The 22,427-nt window shown below is 70.9% G+C and carries 18 protein-coding genes; 8 read left to right on the top strand and 10 right to left on the bottom strand.

Annotated features, from left to right (window positions below; translation table 11 throughout):
- The first annotated feature begins 346 nt into the window (after nucleotides 1–346).
- Genes ACIQPR_RS26245 through ACIQPR_RS26230 form a run of 4 tightly spaced genes read left to right on the top strand, consistent with a single transcriptional unit; the run spans nucleotide 347 to nucleotide 4,666 of the window.
- Nucleotides 347–3,175, top strand: coding sequence for a nitrate- and nitrite sensing domain-containing protein (locus ACIQPR_RS26245; protein WP_403652763.1), 2,829 nt, complete (start codon nucleotides 347–349; stop codon nucleotides 3,173–3,175).
- Entirely contained in the window at nucleotides 3,172–3,606 is a 435-nt protein-coding gene (locus ACIQPR_RS26240) for a roadblock/LC7 domain-containing protein (RefSeq protein ID WP_403652760.1), read from the top strand. Before ACIQPR_RS26245 ends, ACIQPR_RS26240 begins: the two co-directional genes overlap by 4 nt.
- Nucleotides 3,607–3,615: 9 nt before the next feature.
- Nucleotides 3,616–4,011, top strand: a complete 396-nt coding sequence (locus tag ACIQPR_RS26235; RefSeq protein WP_403652757.1) for a DUF742 domain-containing protein — start codon at nucleotides 3,616–3,618, stop codon at nucleotides 4,009–4,011.
- A gap of 49 nt (nucleotides 4,012–4,060) precedes the next feature.
- Nucleotides 4,061–4,666, top strand: coding sequence for a GTP-binding protein (locus tag ACIQPR_RS26230; RefSeq protein WP_403652754.1), 606 nt, complete (start codon nucleotides 4,061–4,063; stop codon nucleotides 4,664–4,666).
- Nucleotides 4,667–4,742: 76 nt separating this feature from the next.
- On the opposite strand, the gene glpK is transcribed toward ACIQPR_RS26230, so the two are convergent.
- From glpK to ACIQPR_RS26205, 5 genes are all read right to left on the bottom strand, one after another.
- On the bottom strand, nucleotides 4,743–6,254 hold the full coding sequence (gene glpK / locus ACIQPR_RS26225; protein WP_403652750.1) for a glycerol kinase GlpK: 1,512 nt from the start codon (nucleotides 6,252–6,254) through the stop codon (nucleotides 4,743–4,745).
- A gap of 94 nt (nucleotides 6,255–6,348) precedes the next feature.
- Complete coding sequence (locus ACIQPR_RS26220) at nucleotides 6,349–7,074, bottom strand: MIP/aquaporin family protein (RefSeq protein ID WP_403652747.1); 726 nt, start codon at nucleotides 7,072–7,074, stop codon at nucleotides 6,349–6,351.
- Nucleotides 7,075–7,410: 336 nt separating this feature from the next.
- A complete protein-coding gene (locus tag ACIQPR_RS26215) occupies nucleotides 7,411–9,063 on the bottom strand; it encodes an EAL domain-containing protein (RefSeq protein WP_403652744.1) in 1,653 nt (550 codons plus the stop codon).
- A gap of 99 nt (nucleotides 9,064–9,162) precedes the next feature.
- Nucleotides 9,163–10,353 carry a lipid-transfer protein gene (locus ACIQPR_RS26210; RefSeq protein WP_403652741.1) on the bottom strand — a complete coding sequence of 397 codons (1,191 nt, stop codon included), beginning with the start codon at nucleotides 10,351–10,353 and terminating at the stop codon, nucleotides 9,163–9,165.
- Complete coding sequence (locus ACIQPR_RS26205) at nucleotides 10,350–10,775, bottom strand: Zn-ribbon domain-containing OB-fold protein (protein WP_403652738.1); 426 nt, start codon at nucleotides 10,773–10,775, stop codon at nucleotides 10,350–10,352. The genes ACIQPR_RS26210 and ACIQPR_RS26205 overlap by 4 nt, the downstream gene beginning before the upstream one ends.
- Nucleotides 10,776–11,014: 239 nt before the next feature.
- On the opposite strand from ACIQPR_RS26205, the gene ACIQPR_RS26200 reads away from it, so the two are divergent.
- Nucleotides 11,015–11,551, top strand: coding sequence for an NUDIX domain-containing protein (locus ACIQPR_RS26200; RefSeq protein WP_403652735.1), 537 nt, complete (start codon nucleotides 11,015–11,017; stop codon nucleotides 11,549–11,551).
- Nucleotides 11,552–11,553: 2 nt separating this feature from the next.
- Here ACIQPR_RS26200 and ACIQPR_RS26195 read toward each other — a convergent pair whose 3' ends face one another.
- Nucleotides 11,554–13,920, bottom strand: coding sequence for a TIM-barrel domain-containing protein (locus ACIQPR_RS26195; RefSeq protein ID WP_403652732.1), 2,367 nt, complete (start codon nucleotides 13,918–13,920; stop codon nucleotides 11,554–11,556).
- 214 nt (nucleotides 13,921–14,134) lie between these two features.
- Between ACIQPR_RS26195 and ACIQPR_RS26190 the strand changes: the two genes are divergently transcribed.
- Nucleotides 14,135–16,102, top strand: coding sequence for an acetoacetate--CoA ligase (locus ACIQPR_RS26190; RefSeq protein ID WP_403652729.1), 1,968 nt, complete (start codon nucleotides 14,135–14,137; stop codon nucleotides 16,100–16,102).
- Between the two features lie 31 nt (nucleotides 16,103–16,133).
- Here the strand turns inward: ACIQPR_RS26190 and ACIQPR_RS26185 are convergent, their stop codons facing one another.
- Nucleotides 16,134–17,459, bottom strand: a complete 1,326-nt coding sequence (locus tag ACIQPR_RS26185; RefSeq protein WP_403652726.1) for an aminotransferase class I/II-fold pyridoxal phosphate-dependent enzyme — start codon at nucleotides 17,457–17,459, stop codon at nucleotides 16,134–16,136.
- A gap of 111 nt (nucleotides 17,460–17,570) precedes the next feature.
- Between ACIQPR_RS26185 and ACIQPR_RS26180 the strand changes: the two genes are divergently transcribed.
- Nucleotides 17,571–18,779 (top strand): MFS transporter, encoded by a 1,209-nt coding sequence (locus tag ACIQPR_RS26180; RefSeq protein WP_403652723.1) that lies wholly within the window; start codon nucleotides 17,571–17,573, stop codon nucleotides 18,777–18,779.
- A 22-nt stretch (nucleotides 18,780–18,801) separates the two neighbouring features.
- Nucleotides 18,802–19,698, top strand: a complete 897-nt coding sequence (locus ACIQPR_RS26175; RefSeq protein ID WP_403652720.1) for a hypothetical protein — start codon at nucleotides 18,802–18,804, stop codon at nucleotides 19,696–19,698.
- Between the two features lie 103 nt (nucleotides 19,699–19,801).
- Here ACIQPR_RS26175 and ptsP read toward each other — a convergent pair whose 3' ends face one another.
- The 3 genes from ptsP to ACIQPR_RS26160 form a co-directional block, all read right to left on the bottom strand.
- Entirely contained in the window at nucleotides 19,802–21,472 is a 1,671-nt protein-coding gene (gene ptsP / locus ACIQPR_RS26170) for a phosphoenolpyruvate--protein phosphotransferase (protein ID WP_403652717.1), read from the bottom strand.
- A gap of 78 nt (nucleotides 21,473–21,550) precedes the next feature.
- Nucleotides 21,551–22,000: a PTS glucose transporter subunit IIA gene (locus ACIQPR_RS26165; protein WP_403652714.1), complete on the bottom strand. Its 450-nt coding sequence runs from the start codon at nucleotides 21,998–22,000 to the stop codon at nucleotides 21,551–21,553.
- Between the two features lie 247 nt (nucleotides 22,001–22,247).
- A partial coding sequence (locus ACIQPR_RS26160) for a hypothetical protein (protein ID WP_403652711.1) occupies nucleotides 22,248–22,427 on the bottom strand: 180 nt, incomplete at its 5' end.

The raw sequence follows: 22,427 nt of genomic DNA, 5'->3' as shown, positions 1-22,427 counted from the left end.
CGGCCTGCCCTGTTTTACGCCGCCCGGGGGCGGATGCGGCTCGTGTGGCCGGTTCCGCACCCATGTCCCGTAGAGAAAGACGAACAACATCCCGCGAAGATTCCCACCGAAGGAAAAATTCCGGCCAACTGGCCGTGCGGGTCGATCAGGTCAGGTCCGGCGAACCTCGTGGAATCGTGACGGCAATCTCCCGTAATGCCCTGACACCTCCCCATGTCCGGTCCCTGGTGCGGAAGTTCACGCTCCGGACAGCTCTTCGAGTTACCTGTGTGTCAGTAGTAGGCTCGCGCCGTTTGTTGACGCACATGTGTACCCCCGGCCGGCGGGGGTCCAGCTGGGGGAGACCATGCGCTTTCGCGGGAAGTCCATCCGCCGGAAGATCGTGGCGCTCCTTCTCGTGCCCCTCGTGTCCCTGACCGCGATCTGGGCGTTCGCCACGGTCCTCACCGGCCGTGCGGCCGGAGACCTGTTCAACGTGTCGTCGGTCGTCGAGAAGATCGGCTACCCCACCGAGGACACCGTCCGCGTCATCCAGCAGGAACGGCGCCAGTCGCTCGTCTACCTCGCCGACCCGCGCGCCGCCGACGGCCTCGCCGACCTCAAGCGCAGCCGCACCGCGACCGACGAGGCCGTCGCCAAGATCCGCAAGAACGCCCGGAATCCCGACGTCCGGGACGCGATGGGCCAGGCCACCGACAGCCGTGTCGCCGCCGTGCTCGACGCCTTCGACGGCCTGGGATCCCTGCGGCGCGGCGTCGAGGACGGCACCGTGAGCCGCGCCCAGGCCCTCGACCTCTACAACCGCCTGGTCGACCCCTGCTACGTGCTGCTGACCAACCTCCACGTCGTCGACAACGTCGAGATGGACAAGCAGTACCGCGCCCTCGTCAACCTCGCCCGCGCCCGCGAACTCCTCTCCCGCGAGGACGCGTTGCTCGGCTCCTCGCTGATCGTCGGCGAACTCACCCGCGCGGAGACCCGTGCAGTCTCCGACCTCGTGGCCGAGCGGACCCTGCTGTACGACGTCAACCTGCCGCTGCTGCCCGCCTCCGAGCGCGGCCACTTCGATCGCTTCTGGAAGAACGCGGCCAGCGCCCCGTTGCGCGTGGCCGAACAGGCCGCCGCCTCCTCGGAGTCCGGCTCGCCCCGCGATGTCACCGCGCAGACCTGGAACACGGCGGCCGGTGCCGCGCTGGACCGGCTCGGCACCCTCGACGACCAGGCCAACGACCGTTATCAGGACCGCGTCCGCCCCGTCGCGATAAACGTCATCCTGAAGGCGGCCGTCGCCGGCGTCCTCGGCCTGATCGCCCTGCTCCTCTCGCTGTTCCTGTCGGTGCGCATCGGCCGCGGCCTCATCCGGGACCTGCGCCAGCTCCGCCTGGACGCCCACGAGGCGTCCGGCGTCCGGCTGCCCAGCGTGATGCGCCGTCTGTCGGTCGGCGAGGTGGTCGACGTCGAGACCGAGGTCCCGCGGCTGGAGTACGACCGGAACGAGATCGGCGAGGTCGGCCAGGCACTCAACACCCTGCAACGCGCCGCCGTCGAAGCCGCCGTCAAACAGGCCGAGTTGCGCTCCGGCGTCTCCGAGGTCTTCGTCAACCTCGCCCGGCGCAGCCAGGTCCTCCTGCACAAGCAGCTCACCCTGCTGGACACCATGGAGCGCAGGACCGAGGACACCGACGAACTCGCCGACCTGTTCCGCCTCGACCACCTGACGACCCGTATGCGCCGGCACGCCGAGGGCCTGGTGATCCTCTCGGGTGCGGCCCCCTCCCGGCAGTGGCGCAAGCCGGTCCAGCTCATGGACATCGTCCGCGCGGCCGTCGCCGAGGTCGAGGACTACGAGCGCATCGAGGTCCGCCGGCTGCCGAGGATCGCCGTCACCGGCCCCGCCGTCGCGGACCTCACCCACCTGGTCGCCGAACTCTTGGAGAACGCCACGGTGTTCTCCCCGCCGCACACCGCCGTCCAGGTCGTGGGGGAGCGGGTCGCCAACGGCTTCACCCTGGAGATCCACGACCGAGGCCTCGGCATGGCGGCCGACGCGCTCCTGGACGCCAACCTCCGGCTCGCCGAGACACCAGAGTTCGAACTCTCCGACACCGACCGGCTCGGCCTGTTCGTGGTCAGCCGGCTCGCCCAGCGGCAGAACGTCCGCGTCTCCCTCCAGCCCTCCCCCTACGGCGGCACCACCGCTGTCGTGTTCATCCCCGACGCCCTCCTGAGTGACGAGATCCCGGACACCAACGGCATCGGCTTCCGCCTCGACCGCCCCCGGCCGACCAAGGAGGCCGAGTTCGAGGAGAGCCACCGCTCCGCGCTCTCCCAGGTGCCCACGAAGATGCCCGGCCTCTCGCCCGCTCTCCTGGACGGGCCGGTCGAGCTGGAGGCCCCGGTCGACCTGGACACCCTCACCGGCTTCCCGGACGCCCTCGACGACGAGGACGGCGAACGCGGCGAGATGTTCCGTCCCCGCCGTCCGGGCCTGCGGGACGACCTCGCCCCCGTACGCCCCGTAGAACCGCGACAGCAGCTCTCCGAGGCCGATGACGGACCGCGCGGGGATGCCGACATCCGCCGGAACGATCCGCTTCCGCTGCCCCGGCGCCGGACGCCCAAGCTGGTCAGCTCGCACGGACGCCCGGTCGTCGAACAGCGCTCGCGACGGGAACCGGGGGATCCCGGGGACGGCGGCTACGACGGCCTCACCGCGGGCCCGAGCGGAACCGACCCGGAGGGCCCGGCCCCGCTGCCGGCCCGGCGGCGCGGAGACACGCCGCTACGGCGTCGTACCGACGTACCCGCGACTTCTTCGGCCTCCCCGGGGCGTGGATCGGGCGAGCCGCCCGAGACCCCCGCGCTGCCCCGGCGCACCCGGCGGGCCGAGATCGCGTCCAGCATTCCGGACTCCGGCACCTCCTCCGGCGAGGCCGGGCCCGACCTGGAGGCGTTGCCCAGACGGGTGCGCCAGGCCAATCTGGCCCCGCAGTTGAAGAAGGACCCCGAACGGCGCACCACCAGCCCGGCGGAGGTCGTGGAGCGCGACGCCGACGAGGTACGCAGCCGCATGGCATCGCTCCAGCGCGGCTGGCAGCGTGGCCGCGAGGAGAACGCCGAGGGCGACGACGTCCGAGGCGGCACAGCACAAGGAACTAAGGGGGACGGTCGATGACCGCACCAGAGGCGACCGGCCACGGGACGACCGACCAGCGCGGGCTGAACTGGCTCCTCGACGACCTCGTCGAGCGCGTCGCCAGCATCCGCAAGGCGATCGTCCTCTCCGGCGACGGCCTGCCCACCGGCGTGTCCCAGGACCTGACCCGTGAGGACAGCGAACACCTGGCCGCCGTCGCCTCCGGCTTCCACAGCCTCGCCAAGGGCGTCGGCCGCCACTTCGAGGCGGGCAGCGTCCGGCAGACCGTCGTAGAACTCGACGAGGCCTTCCTGTTCGTGACGGCCGCCGGTGACGGCAGCTGCCTCGCCGTCCTCGCCGACGCGGACTCGGACGTCGGACAGGTCGCCTACGAGATGACACTGCTCGTGAAGCGGGTCGGCGCGCATCTCGGTGCCGCTCCGCGCACCGATCTGTCCTCCGGCGGGTAGTGAAGTGACATGAGCAGAGACGGTCAGGGAAGAGGCCACTGGTTCGACGACGAGGCCGGACCGGTCGTCCGTCCGTACGCCATGACGCGCGGCCGTACCACCAGTGCGGGACAGCACCGTCTCGACCTGATCGCGGTGGTGGTCGCGGAGTCCCGCGCGGACGACTTCGAGGCGGACCAGGCGCTGTCCCCGGAGCACGTGGACATCATCGGGCTGTGCCGTGACGCCCCGCAGTCGGTCGCCGAACTCGCCGCCGAACTCGACCTGCCCATCGGCGTGATACGGGTCCTCATCGGAGACCTCGTGGACGAGGAACTGGTCCATGTCTCACGGCCCGTACCCCCTGCCGAACTGGTCGACGAGAGTATTCTCCGCGACGTCATCAGCGGCCTCCGGGCCCTGTGAGCGGCGCGGGATCCGACCCGCACCACCCATCAAGCAGGAGTAGAGATCGATGATCTTCGGGCGTTCTGAGCGAGGCAAGCCTCCGGTCGAGCCCGTCACGCTCAAGATCCTGGTGGCCGGCGGCTTCGGCGTGGGCAAGACCACCCTCGTCGGCGCGGTCAGCGAGATCAGGCCGCTGCGCACCGAGGAACTGCTCACCGAGGCGGGGCGTCCGGTCGACGACACCAGCGGTGTGGAGGGCAAGCACACCACCACCGTGGCCATGGACTTCGGGCGCATCACCCTGCGCGAGGACCTGGTGCTCTACCTGTTCGGCACCCCGGGGCAGGAGCGGTTCTGGTTCATGTGGGACGAGCTCTCCGAGGGCTCGCTCGGTGCCGTCGTCCTCGCCGACACGCGCCGCCTGGAGGACTGTTTCGCCGCCCTCGACTACTTCGAGCGGCGCTCCATACCCTTCGTCGTCGGCGTCAACTGCTTCGAGGGCGCCGCCCGTTACCCGGTGGAGACGGTACGGCGGGCCCTGGACCTCGACCAGGACGTACCGCTCATGCTGTGCGACGCGCGCGACCGGTCGTCGGTCAAGGAGGTCCTCATAGAGGTCGTCCAGCACGCGATGGCCTACGGCGCGAAGCGCCGCCAGAGCGTCACCAGCTGAGCCGCGGGAGCGGCCCGTACCGCCGCCGACCGGGGTACGGGCCGCAGCTCGTCGAAGCACGCACGCGCGCGCGTGCCTAGTTGTCGCCGTCCTCCAGCCAACCGAAGCTCTTCTCCACGGCCTTGCGCCAGTTGTGGTACTCGCGGTCCCGCACCGACGACTCCATGGAGGGCGTCCACTCGACGTCCTTCTGCCAGTGCGACTTCAGCTCGTCCAGGCCGTTCCACACACCGGTGGCGAGCCCGGCCGCGTAGGCGGCGCCCAGACACGTCGTCTCGGAGACCTTCGGGCGGATCACCGGAACGTCGAGCACGTCCGCCTGGTGCTGCATCAGCAGGTTGTTCTTGGTCATGCCGCCGTCCACCTTCAGGGTGGTGATCTGCACCCCGGAGTCCTGGAACATGGCGTCCACGACCTCACGCGTCTGCCAGCTCGTCGCCTCCAGCACCGCCCGCGCGAGGTGCGCCTTCGTGACGTACCGCGTCAGCCCGGTGACGACACCGCGCGCGTCCGCGCGCCAGTAGGGGGCGAACAGGCCGGAGAACGCGGGCACGATGTACGCGCCGCCGTTGTCGTCCACGCTCTCCGCGAGGCTCTCGATCTCGTCCGCGCTGCGGATGATGCCGAGCTGGTCCCGGAACCACTGAACGAGCGCGCCCGTTATGGCTATCGATCCCTCCAGGCAGTAGACCGGTGCCTCGTCGCCGATCTTGTAGCCCATCGTGGTGAGGAGGCCGTTCTTCGAAGGCACCGGCCGGTTCCCGGTGTTGAGCAGCAGGAAGCTGCCCGTGCCGTAGGTGTTCTTCGCCGTGCCGACGTCGTAGCAGGCCTGCCCGAACACGGCGGCCTGCTGGTCGCCCAGGGCCGACGCCACGGGCACGCCCGCGAGTTGGCCCACGGCGGTGCCGTAGACCTCGGCCGAGGACCTGATCTCGGGGAGGATCGCCTCGGGCACGTTCATCGCGGCGAGGATGGACGGGTCCCACTGGAGGGTCTCCAGGTTCATCAGCATGGTGCGCCCGGCGTTCGTCACATCGGTGACGTGCCGGCCGCCGTCGGTACCGCCGGTGAGGTTCCAGATCAGCCAGGAGTCGATCGTCCCGAAGGCGATCTCGCCGCGTTCGGCGCGGTCCCTGAGGCCGGGCACGTTGTCGAGCAGCCAGGCCGCCTTGGGCCCGGAGAAGTAGCTGGCGAGCGGCAGCCCGGTCTGCTCGCGGAACCGGTCGGGCCCGTCCGTGCCGCCCAGCTGCTTGCACAGGGCCGCGGTGCGGGTGTCCTGCCACACGATGGCGTTGTGCACGGGTTTGCCGGTGGCGCGGTCCCAAAGGACCGTTGTCTCGCGCTGGTTGGTGATGCCGAGCGCGTTGAGCTGGTCGGCGCGGAGTCCGGCCTTGGCGATCGCTCCGGCGACCACCGCCTGCACCTTGGACCAGATCTCGGTGGCGTCGTGCTCCACCCAGCCCGGCTTGGGGAAGATCTGGCGGTGCTCACGCTGGTCCACGGCGACGATCGCGCCGTCCTGGTTGAAGACGATGCAGCGGCTGGAGGTGGTGCCCTGGTCGATTGCGGCGACGAACCTGTCCGTCATGACGACCCCTTTGTCGTGTCCTTCGGATCCCTCGGATCTCTTCCTTCGGATCCTTCAGAGGGCTGCTCTCGGGAAGACTGCTCGAAGACTGTTGTCAGAAGGCCGCGTTGAAGATGACTCCGGCGAGTGCCCCGCCGATCAGCGGCCCCACCACCGGGATCCACGCGTAACTCCAGTCCGAGGTCCCCTTGTTGGGGATCGGCAGCAGTGAGTGGACGATGCGGGGGCCGAGGTCGCGGGCCGGGTTGATGGCGTACCCGGTGGGCCCGCCGAGCGACAGACCGATGCCGACCACCAGGAAGGAGACGACCAGCACCGCCGTGCCGGACTCGCCCAGTCCCTTGGTGAGCCCGAAGGCCAGGATCGGCAGGACCAGCGCGATCGTCGCGATGATCTCCGTCATCAGGTTCGCCACGACATTGCGGATCGTGGGCGAGGTGGAGAAGATCCCGAGCGTGGGCTGGGCCATCTCCTCCTCGGCGTTGGCCTGGAACTGCGCGAAGTAGACCAGCCAGCACAGCACCGCGCCGAGCATGGCGCCGACCATCTGGCCGGCGATGTAGAGCGGGACCTTGTCCCACTTCCCGGTGTCGATGGCGATGCCGATCGTGACCGCCGGATTGAGCTGCCCACCGGACAGCGGGGCGGCCGTGTACGCCCCGGCCATCACGCCGAAGCCCCATCCGAAGGCGATGACGATCCAGCCGGAGTTCTGTGCCTTGGAGTAGTTCAGGACGACGGCGGCGACCACGCCGGCGCCGAAGAGGATCAGGATCGCGGTGCCGATGACCTCACCGACGAATATGTCTCCATTGCTCATGGCGGCTCCTGGGCCCGGGCCCGGGACGGTCGGTCCCGGTCCTGCTTTCAGGGTGCGGTTCCCTTGGCGACTTCAGCCGAAGGCAGGGAGGGTCCCGAGCCCCGCCCGGCGTCCGTGACGAGCGTGCCGTCGCAGCCGAGATCGCCCGTGGGGGAGTGGGCCTGAGCGCGGGGCAGCCCGCGCGGCGGAGTGCCTGGTACGCCGAGAATGTACGGCGATGTCGACCGACACCGGGAAGTGTTCACCGGCGCCGAAGGAGCGTCAAGGTCGCGGACGGCAACGGTGACACCCGTCCTGACGGCCCCTGGAGCCCCTCAGGAGGCCGCCGGATCCCGCTCAGTGCCCGTGCGGACCCGCGCCCGTGCGGGAGGCCTCTACGGGCGCGGTGGGGGCGCCACGCAGGATCTCGTACCCGCCCAGCCCCGCCCGGCCCAACACCCAACTCGTCCCGTCCAGCGCCTTCGCCGCCTTCTTCAGCGGCGCCAGCGACGCCGCCGCCTGCCGGTGGTCGGTCACACTGCCCGGCACGCACAGCACGGTCGCCAGGGACAGCGTCACGGCCCTGCCGCCGGCCGTCCAGGGCACCTCCAGCACGGCGGCGGCCAGCGGTTCGAGCCCCTCCGGATCGGTGAGCACCAGGAAGTCGTCCCCGCCGATGTGCCCCACGCGCGTGTGCCCGGCCGCCGACAGTTGCAGCGCCCGCCCGACCGCGCGGATCAACTCGTCGCCCGCCGCGAAACCGGCCCCGTCGTTGACCTGTTTGAAGTGGTCGACGTCCAGCCAGCTCAGCGCGAACGTCCGCCCGTCCGCGATCCGCCGGTCCACCTCACCGGTGATCGCGTCCGAACCGGGCAGCCTGGTCAGCGGATTGAGCCCCGCCGCCTCCTCCACCCGCGTCTCCGCCAACGCCCGCACCAGATCCGCCAGTCGTACGACGCCCACGCACCGCCCGTACCGGTCGACGACCGCGACGTCGTCCGAGGTGCGGTCCGCGTCGCCGACCGCGACGACGTCCAGGACCTCCCAGGCGGTCGCGTCCACGCCGACCGTCCGCGGCACGTCGCCGAGTCTGGCCGCGGGCCGGTCGGCGTACAGGGCGTGCCCGTAGCGCCCCGACATCGACAGCAGGAAGCGGGACCGGTGCACCGACCGCACCGGCACCCCGTCCCGGTCCACGAGCACCACTCCGGAGACATCGGGCGAGCCGGTCAGCAGCGCCCGCACCTGACCGGCGGACGCGGTGTCGGGCAGCAGCGCGGCGGGCCGTACGAACTCCCGCACCCACGGCCCCGAGGGCGGAGTCATGGCGAGACCGGGGGCGCGCGGCGGAACGTATACGTCCGCCGCCGGGATCCGCGTCGGCGGCGCGAACAACTCGCCCTGCGCCAACTGGGCCCCGGCCGCCCGGGCCTGGGCGCACTGCGCCTCGGTCTCCACGCCCTCCACGGACAGCAGCGCCCCCAACTCCTCGCACAGGGTCCGCATCGCGCGCACCGCGGCCGGCCGCTCCAGCAGCGACGCGTCGAGCTTCACCAGGTCGGGCGCGAGGTCCGTGAGCAGCGTCAGGGGTACGTCGCCGTCGCCGACGCCGTCGGCACTGATCCGGAATCCCAGCCCGCGCAGCGCGCTCACCGCCTCTAGGAGCGCCCGTCGCGGCACGTGGGTGAACGGCGGCACGATGTCGACCGTCACCTCCCAGGGCAGCCGTCCCGCCTCACGGACGGCGCTGTGCAGCGCGGGAAGCCCGCCGAGGTCGGCGAGGGTGCCGGCGAACACATTGATGTGCAGCGGCAGCAGCGTCTCCTTGCGGGCAGCCGCGCGCACCGCCAACACGGCCAGCTTGCCGTCGAGTTCGGGATCGCGGCGGGCCTCGGCCAGGATGTCGCCGGTCTCCGGGCGGACGAGCACCTCCAGGCCCGCGATTCCACCGGTGGTCAGATTGACCACCGGCTGGAAGGCGAAGCGGAGAGTGTCCGTCCTGGAGCGCACGGCAGCATGATGACGCCACCGGCGTACACCCAGGCCCAGTTCATAAGACGTTCACGCACCTTGCCGGCCGCTCGAACCTGAGGGGCGGCACTCCGCCGCTCACCGCACCGCCAGCACCGCCGATCCGTGCCCGAACAGCCCCTGGTTGGCGGTGATCCCCACCCGCGCCCCGGCCACCTGCCGGTCGCCCGCGTCGCCTCTCAACTGCCAGGTCAACTCGCAGACCTGGGCGATGGCCTGCGCCGGAACCGCCTCCCCGAAGGAGGCCAGCCCTCCGCTCGCGTTCACCGGTATGCGCCCGCCCAGGGCCGTCGAGCCCTCCCGGAGCAGCTTGGCGCCCCCGCCCTCGGCGCACAGCCCCAGGTCCTCGTACCACTGCAACTCCAGGGCGGTGGACAGGTCGTAGACCTCGGCCAGGGAGAGGTCCTCGGGGCCGATGCCGGCCTCCTCGTAGGCCGCGCGGGCTATCGACGCCCGGAAGGTCTCCTCCGGCGGCGGTGCGCCCGCCGCGGAGTCGGTGGCGATGTCCGGGAGGTCGAGCACCGTGTTCGGGTAGCGCGGTGTCACCGTGGACACCGCGCGGATGCGCACCGGGTCGGCCGCCCCGTGCCCACGCGCGAACTCCAGGCTCGACAGCACCAGGGCGGCCCCGCCGTCCGAGGTGGCGCAGATGTCGAGCAGCCGCAGCGGATCGGCGACCACCGCCGACGCGGCGACCTCCTCGACGGAGACCCGCTTGCGGTAGCGCGCGTACGGATTCAGCGCCCCCAGGGCGGAGTTCTTCGCCTTCACCTGGGCGAAGTCCTCCGGGGTGTCCCCGTAGAGGGCCATCCGGCGGCGCGCGTACAGCCCGAAGTACGTCGGGTTCGTCGCTCCCAGGACCCGGAAGCGGAGCCAGTCCGGATCGTCGTGCCGGTCCCCGCCGGCCGGCCGGAAGAACCCCTTGGGCGCGGCGTCCGCGCCCACGACCAGCACCACGTCCGCGAGGCCCGAAAGGATCTGCGCCCGCGCGGTGTTGACGGCCTGTGCCCCGGACGCGCACGCCGCGTACACGCTCGCCACCCGGGCACCCTGCCAGCCCAGCGCCTTGGCGAAGGTCGCGCCCGCCACGTACCCCGGGTACCCGCCGCGCACCGTGTCGGCGCCGACGATCGAGCCGACGTCCCGCCACTCCAGCCCGGCGTCGGACAGCGCCGCCCGGGCCGCTGCCGTCCCGTACTCGACGAAGCTCCGCCCCCACTTGCCCCAGGGGTGCATGCCCGCGCCGAGCACCGCCACGTCCTCCGTCATGCCGTCACCCCCGCGGGCCGCCAGTGCCAGGTCGTCCAGGTCGTGTCCGTGTCCTCGTCGAGCACACCGGGGACGACCTCCATCTCCATGCCCACCGCCAGATCGGCGACGGTGATGCCGGGAACCGCCTGCCCCAGCACCACGATCCGCTCGGACTCCAGCTCCACAGCGATCAACGCGTACGGTTCCCACGGAAGTTCCGGATCGCTCACATAGGGTGACGGCGGCCGGTACCGGCTGTCCGTGTAGGACCAGACCCGGCCGCGCCGCGACAGCGGGACCTCCTCCAGGTCGCCGCCGGGACAGCCCGGATTGCGGCAATGACCGTCCTCACGGGGGAAGAAGACCGAGGCACACGCGGCACAACGCGTGCCGAGCAGCCGGAAGTCGTCCCCGTCCCCGGTGAACCAATCGGTGACCACAGGTGTGCGTGTCCGCGACAACGTCCCTCCACAACACTGGATCTGACGGAACGTCAGAAGTGTGCCACGGGCAACCGAAAATGAGCAGGGCGTTTCGGCGAACCAACGAGCCCCCTACGGCGTCGTGATACCGGGAGGGACGGCCGGGGCCCACGGGGGTGGTTCCGGCCGTCCCTCCCGGCATCACGCGCGCGGCCCCCGGAAAGATGTCCTCCGCTTGATCGGATACAGTCCGCCGGGTGTCCGAAACTCAAGGCTCCGTCCCCAACTCCGCGCCGGACTCCCACTGTTCGAGCTGCGGATCGCCCTACGGAGAGGGCGTCTCCGGCTGGCCCCGCACCTGCCCGGCCTGCGGCACGGTCGCCTACCGCAACCCGCTGCCCGTCGCCGTCGCACTCCAGCCCGTGTACGACACGAAGGGCACCGCCCTGGTCGTCATCACCCGAACCGTCGCCCCCGCGCGCGGAGGCGTCGCCCTGCCGGGCGGCTACGTCGACCACCGCGAGGACTGGCGGCAGGCCCTCGTCCGCGAACTCAGGGAGGAGACCGGCATCGAGGCCGCGAGCCGCGACGTACGACTCGTCGACGCCATCAGCTCGCCCGACGGCCATCTCCTGCTCTTCGGAGTCCTCCCGGAACGCCCGGTCGAAACCCTCCCCGCGTCCACCGCCACCGACGAGACGGAGGGCTGGCACCTGCTGCGCAGGCCGGAGGAACTCGCCTTCCCGCTCCACTCCGTGGCCGTCAGGGCCTGGTTCGAGGGCCGCTACATCTGAGGTCAGCCCTGGCCCAGCCCGCGCACCCGCACCGGCCAGGACGGCGTGCTCAGGCCGTCCTCCGACTCCCGCTCCACGACCACCCGCCGGCCCTTCCAGCGGGCGACGTAGCGCTCGATCTCCGGTTCGTCCCAGCCGTCGCCCGCGTCCGGCACCACCAGCCCGCCCCCGGTCCGTCCCCGGGCGGGCGCCCACACCTCCAGCTCAAGTCCGCCGTCCGCACCGCGCACCGGCAGCACGGCACCCGCGCGCGCGAACACCGGAATCCGCGACAACGGGGCGTCGACCAGAACCTGGGCCGGCCCCTCGTACGCCCGCTCCGTCTCCGTGTCGTACCAGCGTCCCCTCGGCAACTGCACCGCACGCCGGTCCGACCCCGGGGTGAGCACCGGCGCCACCAGGAGGCAGTCGCCCAGCAGGAAGGCGTCCTCGCAGTCCCGTAGCGCACGATCCTCCGGCGCACCCCACCACAGGGGCCGCACGTAGGGCGCTCCCGTTCGCCGCGCCAGATGTGCCAGCGTCATGAAGTACGGCAGCAGCCTCTGTCTCTCGACGAGCGCCACGCGCGCGTGCTCCAGCACGTCGTCGCCGAACTCCCAGGGCTCGCGACGCCCCGCCCGCAGACTCGCGTGGGTACGGAACAGCGGCAGATACGCGCCCAGTTGGAACCACCGCAGATACAGCTCCGGCGACGGACTCCCGTCGAAACCGCCCACATCAGGACCCGAGTAGGGCACCCCGCACAGCCCCAGCCCCATCACCAGCGACAGCGAGGCCCGCAGCCCGGGCCACCCGGTGGCCACATCGCCGGACCAGGTGCCCCCGTAGACCTGCATCCCGGCCCACCCGGAGCGCGAGAAGAGGAACGGCCGCTCCTGGGGGGCCAGTTCGCGCAACGCCTCGTAGGCCGCCCTGGCCATGCACAGCGCGTACACGTTGTGCGCCTCGCGATGGTCCCCGCCGCGCCCCTCCAGGTCGTGCCGGGCCGAACGCGGCAGCGTCGACTCACCGAAGGCGGCGAACGACGTGGGTTCGTTCATGTCGTGCCAGAAACCCGCGAACCCCTGCCCGAGCCGCTCCCCGTAGAGCCCGCCCCACCACTCCCGCACACGCGCGTGCGTGAAGTCCGGGAAAACCGCCTCCCCGGGCCACACGACACCCCGCACCAGCCGCCCCGAGGCGTCCCGCACGAAGGCGTCCTCGGCCGTCCCGCTGTCGTAGACCGCGTTCCCGGGCTCGGCCTTCACCGCCGGGTCCACGATCGACACCAGGCGGATCCCGTCCCGTCTCAACTCCTCGGCGAGGAACGGCAGTTTCGGGAACCGCTCGTGGTCGACGGTGAACACCTGGTGCTCGTCGTAGTGGTCGATGTCCAAGTGGACGGCGTCCAGCGGCAGACCGCGCTCCTGGTAGCCGGCCACGATCCGCCGCACCTCCTGCTCGCCGCCGAAGCCCCACCGCGCGTGGTGATGCCCCAGCGCCCAGGCCGGCGGCAGCGCGGGAGCACCGGTCAGCGACACCCAGGTGTGCAGCACGCGCGCGGGGGTGCCCACGATCACCCAGCAGCGCAGCGGACCACCGTCCACCCGCAGCTCGGACGCCCCGGCCCGGTCGTGCCCGGAACCGGCGCCCTCCTCGCCCTCCCGCAGCATCACCGTGCCGTCCCAGGAGGTGTCGTGGAACACCAGATGCGTGGCCGCGTCGGCCACCACCAGCTGCACCGGCATCGTGATGTACAGCGGATCGTCGCCCGGCCCGAACGCACGCCCCGGGTCGGTGTTCCACAGCCGGTACGTCCCGTCGCGCAGCCGGGGACCCGACGCGCGCCCGCCGAGCCCGAAGAACCGGGCGTCCGCGGCCACCTCCGACCGCTGCATCCAGCGCGCCGTGCCCCCGTCCACCGGCTCCCACCAGCGCGGCGGCAGATCCCGGCGCAGCGTCACACCACCGGGCGTACGCACCTCCACCGCGCCGTGCCGCGACACGGCGACCGTCACCCGCTCCGCCACGACCCGCCAGCCGCCGTCCTTGTCCGGCTCCAGGACGGCCCGGGGGTCCGGCTCGGGGCACCGCCCGCCGAGCGCGTACGAGGGCTCCGGAGCGGCCCCGTCCCAGCCCCAGAAGACCGCCCCGTTCACGGCGACGGTGATGCGCAGCTCGGACCGGCTGAACCGGACGACCCCGCCACCGGGCCCCGGCTGCGCGTCCCGCACCGGCCCGGGCACCCGCGCCCGCTCGGTCCCGCGCGCGGGCAGCCCGGTGGCGTCGGCACGCCTCCTGCGCCACGCCGCCCGTACGGTACGCCACCCCTGCGCCGCCCCCGTCGAACCGACCACCTTCACCGAACGCACCAGGTCACGACCGTCCATGCTGCTCACCCTGCCATTACGGGCCCCGGATAACCGCTTCGTTCAACTTCCGTTCACCCGTGGTGGGACCACTTCTTCACGGCACCGACCATGTGGAACGTGCCCTGGTGCAGAAGTCGATCACATGGCATCGTCCGTGTCAGCCGCGTCATGCGCACACCCCCGCTCGTGCGCGACCGACGCACACGACGCGTACAGCCCCGGGAGCCGCCCCATGTCGACCGCGAACCCCCTGCCGCTGTGGCGGCCAGATCCGGAACGCATCGCCCAGGCACAGGTCACCAGGTTCCAGTCCTGGGCGGCCGAACACCACGGAGCCCCCGCCGACGGCGGCTACGCGGCACTGCACCGATGGTCCGTCGACGAACTGGACACGTTCTGGCAGGCCGTCACCGAGTGGTTCGACGTCCGCTTCTCGACCCCCTACGCGCGCGTGCTCGGCGACCGCTCGATGCCCGGCGCCCACTGGTTCCCCGGAGCGACCGTCAACTACGCCGAGCACGCCCTGCGCGCGGCGGCGACCCGTGCGCACGAACCGGCCCTCCTGTACGTCGACGAGACCCACGAGCCGCGCCCGGTCACCTGGGCCGAACTGCGCCGCCAGGTCGGCTCCCTGGCCGCCGAACTGCGCACCCTCGGCGTACGCCCCGGAGACCGCGTCAGCGGCTACCTCCCGAACATCCCGCAGGCCGTCGTCGCCCTCCTCGCCACAGCCGCCGTAGGAGCCGTCTGGACCTCCTGCGCCCCCGACTTCGGCGCCCGCAGCGTCCTGGACCGCTTCCAACAGGTCGAACCGGTCGTCCTGTTCACCGTCGACGGCTACCGCTACGGCGGCAAGGAGCACGACCGCCGCGACACCGTCGCCGAACTCCGCCGCGAACTGCCCACCCTGCGCGCGGTCGTCCACATCCCCCTCCTGGGCACCGACGCCCCCGAAGGCGCCCTGGACTGGTCGTCCCTGACCTCCGCCGACGTGGAACCCGTCTTCGAAGAGGTCCCTTTCGAGCACCCCTTGTGGGTGCTCTACTCCTCGGGCACGACCGGCCTCCCCAAGGCCATCGTCCAGTCCCAGGGCGGCATCCTCGTAGAACACCTCAAACAGCTCGGCCTGCATTGCGACCTGGGCCCCGAGGACCGCTTCTTCTGGTACACGTCCACCGGCTGGATGATGTGGAACTTCCTCGTCTCCGGCCTCCTGACCGGTACCACGATCGTCCTCTACGACGGCAGCCCCGGGTACCCCGACACGGCCGCCCAGTGGCGTATCGCCGAACGCACCGGAGCGACTCTGTACGGGACTTCGGCCGCGTACGTCATGGCCTGCCGCAAGGCCGGTGTGCATCCCTCCCGGGACTTCGACCTCTCCAAGGTGGGCTGCGTCGCCACCACCGGATCACCGCTGCCCCCGGACGGGTTCCGCTGGCTGCACGACGAGGTCCGCGACGACCTCTGGATCGCCTCGGTCAGCGGCGGCACCGACGTCTGCTCCTGCTTCGCCGGAGCCGTACCGACCCTCCCGGTGCACATAGGCGAACTCCAGGCGCCCGGGCTCGGCACCGACCTCCAGTCCTGGGACCCGAACGGCGCCCCCCTGGTCGACGAGGTCGGCGAACTCGTCGTCACCAACCCCATGCCGTCCATGCCGATCTACTTCTGGAACGACCCCGACGGCACCCGCTACCACGACAGCTACTTCGACACCTACCCCGGAGTGTGGCGCCACGGCGACTGGATCACCGTCACCTCCCGGGGCTCCGTCGTCATCCACGGCCGCTCCGACTCCACGCTCAACCGCCAAGGCGTGCGCATGGGTTCGGCCGACATCTACGAAGCGGTCGAACGGCTCCCGGAGATCAAGGAGTCCCTCGTCATCGGCATCGAACAGCCGGACGGCGGCTACTGGATGCCCCTGTTCGTGCATCTCGCCCCCGGAGCCGTCCTGGACGACGCCCTCCTGGGCCGCATCAAGCAGACGATCCGCGAACAACTCTCCCCGCGCCACGTCCCCGACGAGGTCATCGAGGTCCCCGGAGTCCCGCACACCCTCACCGGAAAACGCATTGAGGTACCCGTCAAACGCCTCCTCCAGGGCACCCCGTTGGAGAAGGCGGTCAACCCGGGCTCCATCGACAACCTCGGCCTGCTCAGCTTCTACGAGGAACTCGCCCGCAAGCGCGCCTGATCGGCCTCCCGTAGAGACCGATCACGACCGATCACCCTCCATAGGTGGCCTCGGACTCGCCTTCGCCCAGCACGGCGGCGAAGTCCGAGGCCAGCCTGACCGCGTCGGCCGGTTCGAGTTCGGCGACGGAGATCCGCACCCCCGGCTCGGACGACAGCCGGAACCGCGCCCCCGCGGCGACCCACCAGCCGTACGACCGCAGCCCGTTGACCACGGCGGACTCGTCCCGCACCGGCACCCAGAGATTCATCCCGCTCACCCCGTGCGACGTGATCCCCCGCCGACTCAGCTCGTCTCGGAGGGCCCGACGCCGCAGTCCGTACGTCTCTTGGGCACGCGTGACCAACGCGCGCGTGCCGTCGTCCGTCATCAGCCCATGGGCGGTCTCCTGGAGGAGATGACTCACCCAACCGGACGTCAGCAGCAACCGCCCGTCGTGCCGCGCCAGCGTGGTCCGATCGCAGGCCGCAGCCGCCCATCGCAGATCGGTGCCGAGGAACTTGCTCACCGTCCGCACATGCACCCACCGCGGCAACCCGCCGGAAGCCAGCGACCACAGGGGAACGCCCGCCACGGCGGACGCGTGGTCGTTCTCCACGACAAGCACCTCGGGCCCGTCCCGGAGCACCTCGACAAGGGCGTCACGGCGCGCGGCGGAGAAGCTGCCGCCGTACGGGTTCTGCGCCCGAGGACTGCACACCACGGCACGCACACCCGCCCGCAGCGCCACCCGCAACGCGTCGGGACGCAGCCCCTCGTCGTCCACGGCGACCGGAACGCTCCGCAGCCCCAACGCCGTGACCAGATCCAGCAGATGGTGATACCCGGGGTCCTCCATGGCCACTGCGTCCCCGGGGCGCAACTCCACCGACAGCGACCGCCCGATCAGATCCAGCGCACCGTGCGCGAAGGTCACCTGGTCGACGGGCACACCATCAGGCCGAAGCCAGTCGCGTACGACCTCCTCCAGCCGTCCCAGCCGAGGCGTCGACCGGTGCGACCGGGCACCCGGGGACAGCCTCGACGGCGGCACCAGGGCGGGCAGGAAGAGCGGGTCGGGGTGGCCGCCGGCCAGATCCCGCAGCCCCTCCGGGACCCGGGGCGGCCGTCGGGACGCCACTGAGGGAGCCTGCGCCACCACGGTCCCGCCTCGTCCGCGCGTGACGACGATGCCCCGGCGCCGCAACTCCTTGTACGCGGTGGCGACCGTGCCCGGACTCACCCCGAGCTCGTCCGCGAGCCGCCGTACCGGAGGCAGCGCGGCATCGGGCCCCAACACGCCCTCGGCCACGGACCGTTCGACGGACGCCGCAATCCCCTTGGCCGTCGTACCACTGATCCCATATTGTATTGCCACGTCATCAACTATGTATCAATACATAATGCGACGCAAGGGGGAGCAGTGAAGACGACCCGCAGCACAGCCGCACGGCCGAAACGCATACCCGGAGGACGCGACGGCCGCAGAATGCTCGCGATCGCCCTCGTCGACCGCACCGGCAGCGGCCTGTGGGCCTCCGTGTCCGTCCTGTACTTCACCTACGTCTCGCACCTCTCCGTCGCCCAGGTCGGCACCCTCGCCGCCGTCGCGGGAGCCATCGGCATCGCCGGCGCACCCCTGGGCGGTCGCCTCGCCGACCGCTTCCCGCTCACCAGGGTCCTCACCGCCCTCCAACTCCTGCGCGCCCTCGCCTCCTTCGCCCTCCTCACCACGGACAACTACGTCCTCCTGATCGCCTTCTCGGCCGCAGGCGGCTTCGGCGACCGCGCCGCCAACGTGCTCACCAAGCTCTACGCCACCCGCGTGGCCGGACCAGACCGCATCCGCTACCAGGCCATCAGCCGTACCGTCGCCAACGCGGGCTGGGCCCTGGGAGGACTCGCCGCGGCGGGCGCGCTCGCCCTCGGCACGACCGCCGCCTACCACTGGCTCCTCCTCGGGGACGCCCTCTCCTTCGTCGCCGTCGCGACACTCACCCTGCGCTGCGGCGAACCCCCGTCGCCCCAGCGCGTCATCGCGACCTCGAAGGACACACCACCCGCGACCAAGCCCCCGAACCCCTGGCGCGACCGCACCTACCTCGCCTACGTCGCGACCGAAACCGTCCTGTTCCTCGACGACGCCGTCTTCAAGGTCGGCCTGCCGCTCTGGATCGCCCACGCCGGCCAGGCGCCGCACGGCCTGGCACCGCTGCTCATGGTCCTCAACAACGTGATGGTCGTGGCCCTCCAGGTCCCCCTGGCCCGCTTCGGCACCACGACGGCGGCAGCCCGCAGACTGCTGGTACCGCTGTCTGCCGCCTTCGCCCTCGGCGGGACCACCCTGGCCCTCTCGGCCGGCGGCGGAGCCGTCACCGCGACGGCACTCCTCACCGTCTCGGCCGTCGCCTTCACCGTGGCGGAAATGCTGCACGCCACCGTCTCCTGGGAACTCTCCGTCGCCCTGGCACCCGGCACCGCGCAAGGCGCCTACCTCGGCGTCCACGGACTCGCCCAGTCGACCCAGCGCAGCATCGGCCCACTGGCGGTCACCGCGGCCATCGCCACCGGCCCCCTCGGCTGGACCGCCTTCGGCACCGCCATCGCTCTGACCTGCATGATTCAGCACCGACTGGTCCGCCGACCGCTCGCTCGGACGTCGTTGTCAGTGCCGCCGGTTACTGTGAGTGAGCATTGATCCATCGCGCACAGGGGGAAACATGGCGCACACCGACCACCAGACCATGCGACGCGTTCTGCGCCGCGAAATCGCGGGCACCATCGGCCTGTTGACCGACGAGCAGGACTTCCGCGCCATGCGGCGCTACCGCAGCTTCACCTTCGACGACCACACCACCTACCTCCAACAGGTCGAAGCGCTCCTCAGGAGCCGAGCCGCCCAAGGCAGCCACACCAGCGTGGCCCTCTTCGACCCCCAGGAATACGCCGAGTTCTGTGACGACAGCGGCCTGGACCCCGACCACCCGTCGAGCCGCGCCCGCTTCACCGCCGAACTCGCCACCACCGGCCCCACCCTGCCCTACGAGGGCCAAGCCCTCGCCGACCTCCTTCCGGCCCTCGTCGACGAGGCCGTCCGCCAGGCGACCTGGGAGTACGTGACCACACTCCTGGCCCGCCTCGGCACCTGCGCCACCTGCGGCGAGGACATCGGCCGCGCGGCCTTCACCCGGGCCTCCGGCCTCCTCGTCCGCATCCTCGACACGGCCCGCCCCGGCAACCGACACCTGGTCTGCAGCGTCTCGGGAACCCCGGAGACCATCGTCTCCGTCCTCCACGCCGACCAGGACGAGGACGGAGCCACGCACCTGGACGACGTCGAAGCCCTCGAATTCACCAGCGTCCTCGCCCTTGGCATCGCCACCCGAAACCCCGGCGGCCTCGTCATGCGCACCACCAGCCCCGGCAGCACCGACTGCGTCTACGGCTGGCGCCTGCGCGGCGACGGTCTGGAACCCCTGACCGCGGGCGAGGTATTCGACGCCTACTGCACCGACGCCGAGTCCGGGGATCTCATCTCGCCGGAATCAGGCGTCGACTACTGCGTGCCGCCCGACCTCGGCGACCTGGACCAGCCCCCGGGAGGCCACCCCCACTGAACACACCAGGGGCGCCCCACCCGGTGGTGAGGCGCCCCTGAACGAGAGCCGACAAGTGCCGACATGAGCCGATGAGGGTCGACGGACGGCTTCGCCCGCCCGACTACTCGCCGGACAGCACCGCCTGAGCCGCCTGACGCGCCTCCTCGGCACTGTCCGCGGCCCGCGCCGCCAACGCGGCCCGCTCGCACTGGGCCAGCGTGTACTTCGCGAGCGTCGACCGCACATAGGGAATCGAAGCCGCACCCATGGAGAGGGAGGTGACCCCCAGACCCGTCAACACACAAGCCAGCAGCGGGTCGGACGCCGCCTCGCCGCAGACACCACAGCTCTTGCCCTCGGCCTTCGCCCCCTCGGCGGACATCGCCACCAGGTCGAGCAGCGCGGGCTGCCACGGATCCTGCAGACGGGACACCGCACCCACCTGACGGTCCGCGGCGAACGTGTACTGCGCGAGATCGTTGGTCCCCAGTGACAGGAACTCGACCTCCTGCAGAATCGAGCGCGCCCGCAGCGCGGCCGACGGAATCTCCACCATCGCGCCGAACTTCGCCCGCAGACCCGCCTCGCGGCACGCGTCCGCGAACGCCTTGGCGTCCGTACGGTCCGCGACCATCGGGGCCATGACCTCAAGGTAGACAGGCAGCCCCTCGGCGGCCTTCGCGAGCGCGGTCAGCTGCGTCCGCAGCACGTCGGGATGGTCAAGCAGCGAACGCAGCCCACGCACGCCCAGGGCCGGGTTCGGCTCGTCGGCGGGCGTCAGGAAGTCCAGCGGCTTGTCCGCGCCGGCGTCCAGCACCCGCACGACCACACGCCCCTCGGGGAACGCCTCAAGCACCTGCCGGTAGGCCTCGACCTGCTTCTCCTCGGACGGCGCGTTCTTGCTGTCGTCCAGGAAAAGGAACTCGGTACGGAAGAGCCCCACACCCTCGGCCCCCGCCTCCAGCGCGGCCGGCACATCAGCGGGACCCCCGACGTTGGCGAGCAACGGCACCTTGTGACCGTCGGAGGTGGCACCCGGACCCGTGGAAGAGGAGAGAGCGGCCTTGCGCGCGGCAGCCGCGGCCTCCAACTCGGCCTTCTTCTCATCACTCGGGTTCACGAAGATCTCACCGGTGCTGCCGTCCACGGCGACAACCGTCCCCTCCGCCAGCTCACCGGCCCCCGGCAGCGCCACCACGGCGGGCACACCCAGCGCCCGCGCAAGGATCGCGCTGTGACTGGTCGGCCCGCCCTCCTCGGTGACGAAACCGAGCACGAGCGCCGGGTCCAAGAGCGCCGTATCGGCCGGCGCGAGATCACGGGCGATCAGGACGTACGGCTCGTCGCTGTCCGGAACACCCGGCATCGGCACCCCGAGCAACCGGGCGACGATACGATTCCGCACGTCATCGAGGTCGGCCACCCGACCGGCCAGATACTCACCGGCACCCGCGAGCAGCGCGCGGTAGGCGGCGAAGGCGTCGTACACCGCCCGCTCGGCCGTGCTGCCGACCGAGACACGGCGCTCCACATCCGTCATCAACTCGGGGTCCTGGGCCATCAGGGCCTGTGCTTCAAGCACCGCCTGGGCTTCGCCCCCCGCCAGATTGCCGCGCGCCATCAGGTCGGCCGCCACAGCGTCCACGGCCTGGCGGGCGCGACCCTGCTCACGCTCCGCGTCCTCCACCGCAATCTGCTTGGCAGGCGGTTCCAGAACCGCCGTCCCCATGTGCCGAACCTCGCCGATCGCCACACCGTGGCTCACACCGACGCCTCGCAGCGTTGTCTCCATCTCACCCGTCTCCGATAGTGCGGCGGGTCCCGCCGCCGCGGTGGTTGTCCTGCACACCGTCATACGACGGCTCTGACGTCACTCCCAGGAGAAGAGCTGCTCGCCGACCTTCACATCGCCCTCTTCGCGAAGCTCGGAGAGCGACTCGGCAGTGGCCTCAAGGGCCACGATCGGGCACACCGGCGACTTGCCGGCGGCCTCCACGGCGGCCGGGTTCCAGCGCACGACGCTCTGCCCCCGGGTCACGGTGTCGCCCTTGTTGACGAGCAGTTCGAAACCCTCGCCGTTGAGCTGCACGGTGTCGATGCCGAGATGGGTCAGAACACCGTGCCCCTCTCCGTCCACGACAACGAAGGCGTGAGGGTGGAGGGAAACGATGACCCCGTCCACGGGAGAGACAGCCTCGGAAGGCTCACGTACGGGGTCGATGGCGGTGCCGGGGCCGACCATCGCCCCGGAGAAGACCGGATCGGGCACCTCGGTCAGTCCGATGGCGCGTCCTGCGAGCGGGGACGTCACGCTGGTCATGGGAAGCCTCCCAGGGGTGGATATGTGATGGGGCCGTCACTACCTGTCCCGGACGGCACACTGAGCAGCAGGGTATGTCATATGTAGTACCGGTTCCGCCCGAGAGGTCGGGATTAGTGGTCTAGACCACACCTCTAATCGATTTGCACCTGCTCTACGGCCGCATGTACAGTCGTACTCCTGCTTGAGGCTGAGCGACGCGACCAAGCGTCTTTGCTTGGCCTGGCAGCACCCAACTTGTCAGATCCTATCTCGGGGTCACCTTCTGCATGCCCGCAGGACGGTGGTCAGGGGGCCGGAAAAACACTGATAGAGTTTGGAACACCGAAGGGAAGCCCGGAGGAAAGCCCGAGAGGGTGAGTACGAAGGAAGCGTCCGTTCCTTGAGAACTCAACAGCGTGCCAAAAATCAACGCCAGATATGTTGA

The sequence above is a fragment of the Streptomyces sp. NPDC091280 genome (assembly GCF_044768565.1).
Taxonomy (GTDB): Bacteria; Actinomycetota; Actinomycetes; order Streptomycetales; family Streptomycetaceae; genus Streptomyces.
The sequence above is the reverse complement of the archived record's forward strand: the minus strand, read 5'-3'. Positions and strand labels throughout refer to the sequence as shown.